This is a genomic window from Streptomyces sp. NPDC056987 (assembly GCF_042673865.1).
GTDB lineage: Bacteria > Actinomycetota > Actinomycetes > Streptomycetales > Streptomycetaceae > Streptomyces.
Map to the genome: position 1 here is coordinate 115,128 of NZ_JBHURV010000005.1, position 12,683 is coordinate 127,810.

The following is a 12,683-nucleotide window of genomic DNA, read 5'->3' on the forward strand; positions in this document are numbered from 1 at the left end:
GATCTGGTGACCGCCGGAATTCCCCCGCTCCCGGCCCGTCCTGCCTCCCCGGGCCGGGAGCGTGTTCCGCCCGCCGTACCCCGGCGGGCCTTTCCGGCGCCGCCGGTCGATATCGGCACCGAAAACGTTTCGGAAAAGCATTGCGATGCCGTCCATGAGCGAAGAAATCCTTTACCGACTCGGACCGGGAGTGAATGCAGATATGACGCACAACGCGATGTCCCGTCGCCGGCTGCTGCGGTACGGAGCGGGGGCCGCCGGTGCGACCCTGGCCGGCGTGGCCGAAGCCGGACCGGTGGCCGCGGCCCCGGCCGGCCCGGTGGGGCCGGTCGGCGTCGGTGGCCGGCCGCGGGTCGACCGCCTCCCGGTTCCCGCGTCGTGGCGGGCGGCCCCGTTCTCCCTCGACCAGGTCGACCTCGGGGCGAGCCTGTTCACCGAGAAACGCGACCGTATCCTCGCCTACGCCCGCGCCTACCCCGTCGACCGCATCCTCAGCAATTTCCGCGCCGCGGCGGGGCTGGACACCGGGGGCGCCGAGCCGCCGGGCGGCTGGGACGACGCGACGGGCAACCTGCGCGGTCACTACAGCGGGCACTTCCTGTCGATGCTCGCCCAGGCGTGGGCGGGCACCGGGGAGGCCGTGTTCAAGGAGAAGCTCGACGCCGTCGTCGCCGGGCTCAAGGAGTGCCAGGACGCCTGGACCGCCCAGGTCGGCCGGCCCGGCACCCCGCTGCCACCGGCCGTATGGTCGACCGGCCGGGCCGGCGGCGGGCTCGAACTCACCGGCGACGGACAGTACGTCGGGCTGCCCGACGCCACAGTGGACGGCCTCGGCACGTTCACCATCGCCGTGTGGGTACGGCTCGCCGAGAAGCGGACCTGGTCGCGGGTGTTCGACTTCGGCACCGGCACCGGTACCTACATGTTCCTGACCGCCGACGACGGCGCGGGCCCCCGCTTCGCCATCACCACCGGCGGCAGCTCCGCCGAGCAGCGGATCCGCGGCGCCGCGCCCGTGCCGGCCGGACGGTGGGTCCATCTCGCGGTCACCCTCACGGGCGGCACGGGGACCCTCTACGTCGACGGCGCGGTGGCCGGCACGAACCCGGCGATGACGCTCTCGCCGGCCGACCTGGGCGCCCCGAAGAACAACTGGATCGGCCGTTCCCAGTTCGGGGACGCGCACCTGGCCGGCACCGTCGACGAGTTCCACCTCTACGACCGTGCCCTCGGCGCGGCGGAGATCGCCACGCTCGCCGCCGCCGAGGGCGGCACGCACGGCAACCTCGCCTGGTACCGGTTCGACGAGACGTCCGGCTCGGCGGTCGCCGACTCCTCGGGCCGCGGCCGGCACGCGGCGGTCGTCACCGGTCCCGGCGGCGCCCCCGGCCCGAGCCATGCCGGTTTCCTCGCGGCCTACCCCGAGACGCAGTTCATCCAGCTGGAGTCGTACGCGACGTACCCGGCGATCTGGGCGCCGTACTACACCTGCCACAAGATCATGCGGGGGCTGCTCGACGCGTACACCCTCGCCGGCAACACCACGGCGCTCGCCGTCGCGACCGGGATGGGGGAGTGGGCGCACAGTCGGCTCGGCGCGCTGCCCCGCGAGCAGCTCGACCGGATGTGGTCGCTGTACATCGCCGGGGAGTACGGCGGCATGAACGAGGTCATGGCCGACCTGTACGCGCTGACCGGCGACACGACGTTCCTGGCCACGGCGCGCTGCTTCGACAACACCGCGCTGCTCGCCGACTGCGTGGCCGGCACCGACAGTCTCGACGGCAAGCACGCGAACCAGCACATCCCGCAGTTCCTCGGCTATCTCCGCCTCTTCGAGAACGGCGGCGGCGAGGACTACCGGAAGGCCGCCGCCCACTTCTTCGACATGGTCGTGCCGCACCGCACGTACGTGCACGGGGGCACCGGCCAGGGCGAGGTCTTCCGCGGACGGGACGTCATCGCGGGCAGCATCGTCACGACGACCAACGCCGAGTCGTGCGCGGCGTACAACATGCTCAAGGTGGCACGGGGGCTGTTCCTGCACACGCCGGACGCCCGGTTCTTCGACTACTACGAGAAGACACTGGTCAACCAGATCCTCGCCTCCCGGCAGGACACCGACAGCACCGACGACCCGCTGGTCACGTACATGGTGCCGGTCGGCCCGGGCGTGCGACGGGGATACGGCAACACCGGCACGTGCTGCGGCGGCACCGGGCTGGAGAACCACACCAAGTACCAGGACTCCATCTACCTCCGCTCACCGCGCGGCGACGTGCTCTACGTCAACCTGTACCTCCCGTCGACCCTGCGGTGGGCGGAGCGGGGACTGACCGTGACCCAGCGCGGCGACTACCCCAGGTCGGACACCACCACCCTGACGATCACCGGCGGCGGCCGGCTCGACCTGCGCCTGCGGGTGCCGTCGTGGGCCCGCTCCGGCTTCACGATCACGGTCAACGACCGGAAGCAGACCGTACGGGTGGGCAGCGACGGGTACGCGAGCCTCGCCAGGACCTGGCGGAGCGGCGACCGGGTCGAGGCCCGCTTCCCGTTCCGGCTGCGGGTCGAGCGGGCCCTCGACGACCCCGGTCTGCAGGCCCTGCTCCACGGGCCCGTCGCACTCGTCGCCAAGTCGGCGAGCCCGGGGGCCCTGCCGATGTCGTGGTACGGGTCCCTGACGCTCTCCGGCGATCTCGCCGCCGTCGCGGAGGCGGGGGAGCGGCCGATGACGTTCACGGCGGGCGGGGTGCCGTTCGAGCCGTTCTACCTGGGCGACACCGACCCGTACCACGCCTACTTCCGCCGGGAGGAGCCGCGGATCGTGTTCGCCGGCACCGACGCGGGCGTCGCGAACCGTGCCGACGCGAGCGGCACGACCTTCCTCGACCGGCTGTGGGCGGGCGCCCCGTTCGCCGACCGCCGGGCGTTCCTGCGGGCGGTGACCGCCGCCGTCCGTGCGGGGGAGGCCGCCGGGCTGCTGAGCCGGGCGGAGGGCGCCGCCGTCACCGAGGCCGCGGCCGCGGCACCGATGAAACCCTGACGTCCGGCGGCCGGCGGGCCGTGAGGTATGAAGAGTGTTCCCGACCGACCGTTCTCCAGGGAGTTTCCGCGTGACGGCAGAGCTCGACGACTACCTCGCCTCCTTCGCGGAGCCGACCGGATATCTCAACTTCGGCAGCTACGGGCCACCGTCGCGCGCCGTCGTGGAGACGATCGGCCGGCTCACGGCGGAGGCGAGCGCCGGTGTCCCCTCGGCGGGACTGCACGCGCGGGACGAGCACGCGCTCGCGGCGGTCGCGCGCCTCACCGGGTTCGACCGCGGCGCGGTGGCGCTGACGCCCAGCACGTCGTTCGGTCTCCTCCAGATCGCCTTCGGCATGCCGCGCGGCGCGGTGCTCGTCAGCAGCGCGGAGTTCCCCTCGAACCTGTACGCCTGGTGGCGGGCGCGGGACGCCGGGCTCATCACCGTCCGTACGCTGCCCGCCGTGCCCGGGGACGGGCTCGCGCCGGTGACGCCCGAACGCGTGGCGGCCTCCCTCACGCCGGACACCGTCGCGGTGGCGGTCAGCGCGGTGGACTTCCGCACCGGGGTCCGCGCCGACCTGGCCGGCCTCCGCGCGGCGATCGGGGACCGCCTACTCGTGGTCGACGGCATCCAGGGGTTCGGTGTCGTCGACCAGGACTGGACCGTGGCCGACGCACTCGTCGTCGGCGGTCAGAAGTGGCTCAGAGCGGGGTGGGGCACGGGCTTCGTGGCACTGTCCCCGCGGGGCCTCGCCCGCCTCCGGCCGGTTCTCGGCGGCTGGACCGGTGTCGAAGACCCCTCCCACTACGACGGCGTGCCCCACGAACCGCTCCCCGGCGCGCAGCGCTTCTCGACGACCAACGGATCACCGTTCGCCTCCGGGGCGCTCGCGACGGCGCTCGCCCAGCTGGAGTCGGTCGGGGTCGCCACCGTGCGGCGTCGTATCGAGGAGACGGCGACCGCCTTCATCGACCGGCTCCTCGCCGCGGACCTGCCGGTGCTGTCCCCCGTCGCACCGCACGAGCGCGCGGGCCTCGTCGTGGTGGGCATCGCGGACGGCGCCGCCCAGGCCGTCCACCAACGGCTCGACGCGGCGAGCGTGACCGCGACCGTGCACGGGGACGACCGCATCCGCTTCAGCATCCACGCGACCACCGCACCGGCCGCGCTCGACGCGGCCCTGACCGTGCTGGGAGCGCCCTCCTGACCACTCCGGGCCGGGTATCCATCAGGAACGCACAGATTCCGACAGGATCATTGATTCGTTTGTGATCGAGTCCTAGGGTGAGGCTGACCCGGTGACCTCACCGTCATCTCCCGTGTCATCTGACGCAGCGTCAAGTTCCTTACGCACACGCCGTATTCGCGCCTTGATCAGGAACGTGGTTTCCCGTTCGCTCCGAGGAAGGTCACGGACATGCCGCACCCGCACGTGTCTCCCACGGCGGTCAGCCGCCGTCGTCTCCTTGAGGGCGGAGCCGCCGTCCTCGGCGCGCTCGCCCTGTCCACGCCGCCCGTACCGGCCTACGCGGCCGGCCGGCGCGAGGCGGTCGCCGGGGCCCCGGAGTGGAACGGCCGCATCAACGTCTTCCGGCTGGGAGCCGAGCCGGCGCACACCACCCTGATGCCGTACGCGACCCTCGGCCAGGCGCTGGCCGCCGATCGCACCCGCTCGCCGTACCGGCTCACGCTGGACGGCACGTGGAAGTTCGCCTACGCCGACCGCCCCGACGACCGGGACACCGACTTCCACCGCACCGACCTCGACGACACCTCCTGGGACAGCATCCCCGTCCCCTCCGCGTGGCAGCTGCACGGCTACGACTTCCCGATCTACGTGAACATCACCTATCCGTGGTGGGGCGCCAACGGCCAGGGCGAGGAGGCGCAGCCGCCGGCCGCCCCCACCCGCTACAACCCCGTCGGCCAGTACCGCCGCACCTTCACGGTCCCGCGCGACTGGGCGGGGCGGCGGACCTTCCTGCACTTCGAGGGAGTGAAGTCCGCCCACTACGTCTGGATCAACGGCGAACTGGTCGGCTACCACGAGGACTCCTACGATCCCGCCGAGTACGACATCACCCGGCACCTCAAGCCGGGCACCAACCAGATCGCCGTCGAGGTCTACCGCTACTCCGACGGCGACTGGCTGGAGGACCAGGACATGATCCGGCTGAGCGGCATCTTCCGCTCGGTCCACCTGTACTCCACACCGGCCGTGCATCTGCGCGACTTCAAACTCGACACCCCGCTGAGCGACGACTACACGGCGGCCGAACTGTCGGTCACCGCCAGTGTGCGCGACTACGGAGGCCAGGGCGCCGGCCGGTACGCGGTCGAGACCCAGCTGTACGACGTCGGCGGGCACCCGGTGTGGAGCCGGCCGCTCCAGCAGACCCTCACGCTCGACGCCGGCGAGGAGACGACCGTACAGGCCGCGAAGGCCGTGCCCGCGCCGCGCCTCTGGTCGGCCGAGCATCCGCACCTCTACACCGCCGTGCTGCGCCTGCGCGATCCGGCGGGCAAGGTGGTCGAGACCCTCTCCCACCGGGTCGGCCTGCGCGAGTTCGCGCTCAAGGACGGGCTGATGCGCATCAACGGCAGGCCGGTCTCCTTCCGGGGCACCAACCGGCACGAGATGCACCCGGTCCACGGCTCGGCGCTCACCCGCGCCGACATGGTCGAGGACATCGGTGTCATCAAGCGGCTGAACATCAACACCGTCCGCACCTCGCACTACCCCAACAACCCGCTGTGGCTGGAACTCGCCGACGAGTACGGCCTGTACCTCGTCGACGAGACCAACCTGGAGACCCACGGCATCCGCGGCGACTACCCCGGCAGCCACGCCGAATGGACCGAGGCATGCGTGGCCCGCGCCCAGAACATGGTCCACCGCGACAAGAACCACGCGTCCGTGGTCATCTGGTCGCTCGGCAACGAGGCGGGCGGCGGCAGCACCTTCAACGCCATGTACGACTGGATCCGCTCCTACGACACCACCCGCGTCATCCAGTACGAGGGCGACGACCGCCCGGGCATCAGTGACATCCGCTCCGAGATGTACGACAGTCCCTCCCGTGTCGAGGCGCGGGCGAAGGACACGGGCGACACCCGGCCGTACGTCATGATCGAGTACTCCCACGCGATGGGGAACTCCAGCGGCAACTTCAAGAAGTACTGGGACCTCGTCCGCCGCTACGACGTGCTCCAGGGCGGCTGGATCTGGGACTTCGTCGACCAGGCCCTGACCTGGCCCACCCCGGTGCGCAAGCTGCTCACCGAGTCCGGGCCCGCCGCCCTGAACGGCGAGGTCATCGCCCCCAGCGGCACCTTCGCCCGCGCCACCGGAGTCTCGGGCGGCACCGTCTTCGCCCGGGACGCGAGCCTCGACCTGACGGGCTCGTTCACGCTGGAGGCATGGGTCACCCCGGGCGTCACCGGCTATCACCAGCCGATCATCGCCAAGGGCGACACCCACTACGCCCTGAAGCAGTCCGGCAGGACCATGGAGTTCTTCATCCACGACGGCGGCCAGTGGGTCACCGCGAGCTGGCCGCTGCCGGACGACTGGACCGGCCGCGAGCACCATGTGGCGGGCGTCTACGACGCCGGGGCCGGCACGCTGACCCTCCACGTCGACGGCTCGGTCCGGGCCACCCGGACCACCCCCCGGGGCCCCGCCGTCAACACCGCGCCGCTGGCCCTGGCCACGGACGTCGACAACCCGACCCGCGAGTTCAGCGGCACCATCCGCCGGGCGCGTGTGTACGCCCGGGCGCTGAGCGCCACCGAACTGGCCTCGGGCAGCCGCGGCCCCCGTGACGAGGGCGTACGGTTCTGGTTCGACGCCGCCACCGTCGGCCTCACCGAGAAGCGGCCCCGCGACAGGACGTTCCTCGCCTACGGCGGCGACTGGGGCGACAACCCCAACGACGGGGCGTTCTCCGGGGACGGCATCGTCACCGCCGACCGCGGCAGCACCGGCAAGGCCGTCGAGGTCAAGCAGATCTACCAGGCGATCAACGCTGCGCCCGTCGGCGGCGACACCGTCACCTCGGGCCGGGTCACCCTCACCAACGAGTACCTCTTCACCAACCTCCGCGAGTTCGACGGCCGTTGGTCACTCCTCGCCGACGGCAAGGTCGTCCAGCGCGGCAGACTGAGCCGCGACCAGCTGGACGTCGCCCCGCTCACCAGCAAGGACATCACGGTCCCCGTCAAGGTCCCGGCGAGGCCGGCGCCCGGCACGGAGTACTTCCTGCAGCTCTCCTTCACCACCAAGGAGCCGGCCAAGTGGGCCGAGGCCGGTTTCGAGACGGCCAAGCAGCAACTGCCCGTCGCCGCGGGCAGTCCGGCCGTGACACCGGTGGCGCTGGAGACCGTACCGGCGCTGCGCCACGAGGACGGCGAGAAGGCCGTCACCGTCACGGGAAGAGGCTTCTCCGTCACCGTCGACAAGGGCACCGGCACCATCACCTCGTACGAGGCCCGGGGCGTCCGGCTGATCACCTCGGGCCCCGTGCCGAACTTCTGGCGGGCGCCCACCGACAATGACCGGGGCAACGGCCAGCACACCCGCAACCAGACCTGGCGTGACGCCGGCGCCCTGCGCGAGGTCACGGCGGTCGGCGTCCGCACGCTGCGGGACAAGGCCGTCGAGATCAAGGTCAGCGGCACACTGCCGACAACCGTGGAGTCGGCGTACACCACCACGTACACGGTCTTCGGCAACGGCGAGATCAAGGTCGACCACACCCTCCACCCGGGCGCGTCGAGCCTGCCCTACCTCCCCGAGGTCGGCACCCTGTTGTTCCTGCCGAGGCACCTGGACCGCCTCCACTACTACGGGCGCGGTCCCGAGGAGAACATGTGGGACCGCAACAACGGCACCGATGTGGGCCTGTACGCGGGCACCGTCGCCGGGCAGTGGACCTCCTACCTGCGCCCGCAGGAGAACGGCAACAAGACCGACGTCCGCTGGGCCGCGCTGACCGGCCGTGACGGGGCCGGCCTGCTCGTCTCCGGCGAACCGCTCCTGGAGGTCAACGCCTCGCACTTCACCCCGGAGGACCTGTCGGGCGGAGTGCGCCACGACTACCAGCTCACCCCGCGCGACGCGGTCGTCCTACGCCTGAACCACCGTCAGATGGGTGTGGGCGGCGACAACAGCTGGGGCGCCCATACCCACGACGAGTACAAGCTCCTCGCCGACCGCGACTACTCCTACACCTACCGGCTGCGCCCCCTCACCGACGTCGGCGAGGCGACGGATGCGACGCGCCGACCGACGGCAGGGGAGTTCTCGTAGGGGCCGGATACGTCGGATACATCGGTCGACTGGCGGCCTCCTGGTCGGAGGGAAATTGAGGGATCCCGTTTCACCTGCGAATTTGTCGACGCCGGAATTCCGATACGTCGGAGGTCTTCCCCTGTCGCCGTAAGGGCCTGCACCATGCCAGGAGGTTCACCACCTGACATGGGAGGCATATACGTGACCCCGACGACAGGGAACGGGATCTCTCGAAGAGGCGCGATCGGCACGGCGGCCGCCGTCGCGGCCGCCGGCTGGTCGGCCGGGTCCGGTGCCGTCCTGGCGGCGCCCCGGGACTCCGCCGGAGCGCGGAGCCTGCACGAACGGGTGGTCAGGGCCGCCGCCCTGCGGTGGCGGCGGATGCCCGGCGACTGGAAGGACGGCCCCTTCCTCGGCAACGGCCTGCTCGGCGCCCAGGTCTACCGGGGCGCGACGCCCAACTCGGTGAAAGTCATGGTCAGTCACGGCCAGGTGCAGGACCAGCGGCCGCAGTGGCGCGCCCCCTACGGCTTCTCCCGCCTGCCCATCGGCCACTTCGACCTCACGCTGGCCGGCGAGGTGACCGGTGTCGACTGGACCCTGGACCTCTGGGACGCCGAACTGCGCGGCACCATCACCACGACCCGGGGCAGCGTCCGCTTCTCGATGCTGGTGCACAACACCCGTACCGCGCTGCTGATCTCCACCCGGCCCAGCGCGGGCGAGGAGGCCGCGGCCTGGTCGTTCACCTGGCTGCCCGCGACCTCGCCGCGCACCAAGGACAAACCCGCCGACTACACCGGCAACCCCGACCCCCGCACCGGCTCCGCGCGGGGGACCGGATACGTGGAACAGCCGCTGATCGCGGGCGGCGGCTGGACCACAGCCTGGCGTGAACGGCGCTCCGGCACCGCCAGGCTGCTTGCCGCACACATCGTCTACCGCTTCCCCGACGACCTGTCGGGCACGACGGAGTCGGCCCTCTCCGAAGTGTCCCGCACCCTGGCCGCGGACCCGGACCGGCTGGTGCGCGAACACCGCGACTGGTGGCACCGCTTCTACCGGCGCAGCCTGCTGTCGTTACCCGACAAACGCATTCAGGACTTCTACTGGATCCAGCTCTACAAGGCCGCCTGCGCCACCCGGGCCGGCGGGCCCTCGATGTCCGAGTGGGGGCCCTGGTACCCGGAGACCGGCGGCAGCTGGACCGCGGTCTGGTGGAACCTCAACGTGCAGATCGCCACTTGGCTGATCCAGGGCTCCAACCACCCCGAACTCGACTCCGTCACCTCCACGTTCAAGGACTTCGAGAAGCACCTGCCGGTCTCCGTCCCGCCGGAGTACCGGGACGGCCGCACCTACGCCCTGGCCCACCCCTCGGACTGGACGCTGCGGCCCGGCGCCAAGACCGTCGGTATCCCCGGCACCTCCACCAAGACCGACAACAACGGCAACCTCATCTGGGCCCTGCACAACATCTGGCTCAGCCACCGCCACACCATGGACATCGGGATCGTGCGCGACGTCCTCTACCCGATCCTCGTCAACGCGGTGAACTTCTACGACCACTTCCTGTACGAGGGCGGCGACGGACGCCTCCACCTGCCGCTCACCCGGTCGCCCGAGTGGGCGGACGCCACCGACTGCACCTACGATCTCTCCCTGCTCCGCTGGGGCTGCGCCACCCTCCTCGACTGCCTGACCGTCCTCCGTACGGACCACCCGCGCGCCGGCCGCTGGCGCGAGATCCTCACCCGGCTGGTCGACTACCCGCGTGACACGACGGGCATCATCATCGGCGCCGGAAAGCCGCTCACCGAATCCCACCGGCACTTCTCGCACATGCTGTGGCTGTACCCCCTCCACGAGCTGACCTGGGACCGGCCCGCCGACCGGGACATCATGCGGACCACGTTCGACCACTGGGTCAAGGACCGTGGCCTGTGGGCGGGTTACAGCTACGCCGTCGCCTCGGTCATGGCCTCCCTCATGGAACGGCCCGAGGAGGCCCTGGACTTCCTGACGTTCTTCACCGACGGCAATGTCGTCCACCAGAACTGGGGCGCCCGGCTTACCCCGAACACCATGTACGTCGAGGACGGCAACCTCGGCACGGAAAGCCCGCTGGCGGCGGCCCAGTCGGTCCTGGAGATGGCCGTGCAGAGCCATGGCGGCGTCGTCCGGGTCCTCCCCTCGGTGTCGTCACGCTGGCCCGACCTCTCCTTCCAGTCCCTGCGCACCCAGGGCGCGTTCCTCGTCGACGCGGACCGGTCGGGCGGCCGGACCCGGTGGGTACGGGTCCACAGCGAGGCCGGCGCACCCCTCGTCCTCGACCACGGCATCGACGGCGCGGTCGACGTACGGGACGAGCGGGGCCGGCGGCTGCGCCACCGGGAGACGGCGCCCGGCCGGATCGAGATCGCGCTCGGACGGGAGGGGACCGCCGTCGTCAGCCCCCGCGGCACCCGCCCGGACCTGAGTCCGCGTGAGGTACCCGCCGTCGGTGAGGCACGGCCCTGGGGGCTGCCGGACTGAACCCCCGGCGCCCGCGACGGCTCGTACGGCCCCGGTACGGCCCCTCCGCCGAAAGGACCCCGCACCCCATGTCGCGCATCACCGCGGTCGACGTCTTCCCCGTGGCCGTACCCTTCGCCCGGCGGTTCGTGCTCGGCAGTGGCACCGTCGGCACCCCGGACCGGGCGGAGCCGGTGATCTTCGTCCGGCTGACCACCGAGGACGGGGTCGTCGGCTGGGGCGAGCAGCGGGCCCTGCCGAGTTGGAGCTATGAGACCGCCGAGACGATCGCCGTGGTCATCAAGCGGCATCTCGCCCCCATCCTGCTCCAACTCAGCCCTTTCGACGTGGAGTTGTTCCACGCGCGGGCGAACCGCCGACTGGCCCCCTCGGTCTCCGGCGGCTTTCCGTTCGCCCGGGCCGCCGTCGACATCGCCCTGCACGACGCGGCGGGCAAACTGGCGGGGCTGCCCGTGCACGCCCTGTTGGGCGGCAGGGTGCGCGACACCGTGCCGCTCTGCTCGGCGATCGGGGTGGGGGAGCCGTCCGCGGTGCGCGAGCACGCGCGGGCCTCCGCCCACTACCCGGCGTTCAAGGTGAAGATCGGCGGCGACCCGGCCGCCGACGCCGCGGCCGTCAGGGCCGTCGCGGAGGTCGCCGGGGGCAAGCCCATCTGGCTGGACGCCAACCAGTCCTACCGGCCGAGCGTACTCAGGCACCTGCTGAGCGCGCTGCGCGGCATACCCGGGATCCACTGTGTGGAACAGCCCGTGCCGAGTACCGACCTCCTCGGCCTGCGGCGGCTGCGGAGCATGATCGACCTTCCGGTCGCCGTCGACGAGGGCAGCTTCACCGCCCAGGACCTGGCGCGCGCCATACGCCTCGACGCCGCGGACCTCGTGGTCCTGAAGATCTGCAAGTCCGGCGGCATCCGCAACGCCCTGAAGACCGCCCAGGTCGCCCTGGCCGGCGGCCTGGAGGTGCTCGGCAGCGGCCTGACCGACTGCGGCATCGGCTTCGCGGCGGCGCTGCACCTGTTCAGTCAGTTGGAACTGGCCCTGCCGGCCGAACTGAACGGACCCGAGCTGCTGTCCGGCCTCTACGTCGACAAGCTGGACATCGTCTCGGCCGTCGCGACCGTCCCCACCGCTCCCGGCCTCGGTGTCGAGGTCGACGAGGAACGCATCCGCGCCGAGTCGACGGACCTGTCCTTCGCCTGACTCCGTGCCTCTCCGCGGTTGGTGCGGGGAGGCACGGCCCTACGCCGGTGCGCCGAGGAACCCGGTCACCAGACGGCGGGCGTAGGCGGCGTCGAGCTGGTCGGGGCGGAAGAGAACGCGGTACATGACGGGGGCGACGACGCGGTCGAGGACCGTCCCGACATCGGGTGTGTCCTCCCCGCGCCCGGCCGCGCGGGCGAGGATGACATCGATCTGCTCGGCCGCGTAGGCCGAGCACTGACCGGCGTTGCCGCCGTCCGGGTCGCCGAGCAGGGCGTCACGGATGTAGGCGCGGCCCGAGGGGGAGGCCATCTCCTCCAGGAACTGCTCGGCCCAGGCTTCGAGATCGGAGCCCAGGTCCCCCGTGTCCTCGGGCGGGGCCTCGGGCCGCAGACGTTCGACCGCGACGTCCGACAGCAACTCCTGCAGATCGCCCCAGCGGCGGTAGACCGTGGAGGGGGTGACACCGGCGCGGCCGGCGATCAGGGGCACCGTCAGCGACTCCCGGCCCACCTCCGACTCCAGTTCCCGCACGGCGGCGTGCACCGACGCCTGCACCCGGGCGCTGCGCCCGCCGGGGCGCGCCATTGGTCTGGGACTCATACAGTCAGCTTAACGCAATTTC

At 71.6% G+C, this 12,683-nt stretch carries 6 protein-coding genes; 5 read left to right on the forward strand and 1 reads right to left on the reverse strand.

The window, feature by feature from the left end; all coding sequences use genetic code 11:
* Positions 1-202 precede the first annotated feature (202 nt).
* The 5 genes from ACFTZC_RS08045 to ACFTZC_RS08065 all read left to right on the forward strand — a co-directional run bounded on the left by ACFTZC_RS08045 (position 203) and on the right by ACFTZC_RS08065 (position 12,058).
* On the forward strand, positions 203-3,046 hold the full coding sequence (locus tag ACFTZC_RS08045; protein ID WP_382887923.1) for a beta-L-arabinofuranosidase domain-containing protein: 2,844 nt from the start codon (positions 203-205) through the stop codon (positions 3,044-3,046).
* Positions 3,047-3,116: 70 nt separating this feature from the next.
* Positions 3,117-4,238: an aminotransferase class V-fold PLP-dependent enzyme gene (locus ACFTZC_RS08050; protein WP_382887924.1), complete on the forward strand. Its 1,122-nt coding sequence runs from the start codon at positions 3,117-3,119 to the stop codon at positions 4,236-4,238.
* 210 nt (positions 4,239-4,448) lie between these two features.
* Positions 4,449-8,342 (forward strand): glycoside hydrolase family 2 TIM barrel-domain containing protein, encoded by a 3,894-nt coding sequence (locus tag ACFTZC_RS08055; RefSeq protein WP_382887925.1) that lies wholly within the window; start codon positions 4,449-4,451, stop codon positions 8,340-8,342.
* A gap of 183 nt (positions 8,343-8,525) precedes the next feature.
* Positions 8,526-10,859: a glycoside hydrolase family 95-like protein gene (locus ACFTZC_RS08060; RefSeq protein WP_382887926.1), complete on the forward strand. Its 2,334-nt coding sequence runs from the start codon at positions 8,526-8,528 to the stop codon at positions 10,857-10,859.
* A gap of 68 nt (positions 10,860-10,927) precedes the next feature.
* Entirely contained in the window at positions 10,928-12,058 is a 1,131-nt protein-coding gene (locus ACFTZC_RS08065; protein WP_382887927.1) for a mandelate racemase/muconate lactonizing enzyme family protein, read from the forward strand.
* 39 nt (positions 12,059-12,097) lie between these two features.
* Here ACFTZC_RS08065 and ACFTZC_RS08070 read toward each other — a convergent pair whose 3' ends face one another.
* On the reverse strand, positions 12,098-12,661 hold the full coding sequence (locus ACFTZC_RS08070) for a TetR/AcrR family transcriptional regulator (RefSeq protein WP_382887928.1): 564 nt from the start codon (positions 12,659-12,661) through the stop codon (positions 12,098-12,100).
* Between the last annotated feature and the right edge of the window lie 22 nt (positions 12,662-12,683).

Bases quoted from the DNA above. Each gene is read 5' to 3' on its own strand.
- ACFTZC_RS08065 (WP_382887927.1), top strand. From the start codon at position 10,928: ATGTCGCGCATCACCGCGGTCGACGTCTTCCCCGTGGCCGTACCCTTC.
- ACFTZC_RS08055 (WP_382887925.1), top strand. From the start codon at position 4,449: ATGCCGCACCCGCACGTGTCTCCCACGGCGGTCAGCCGCCGTCGTCTC.
- ACFTZC_RS08070 (WP_382887928.1), bottom strand. From the start codon at position 12,661: ATGAGTCCCAGACCAATGGCGCGCCCCGGCGGGCGCAGCGCCCGGGTG.
- ACFTZC_RS08045 (WP_382887923.1), top strand. From the start codon at position 203: ATGACGCACAACGCGATGTCCCGTCGCCGGCTGCTGCGGTACGGAGCG.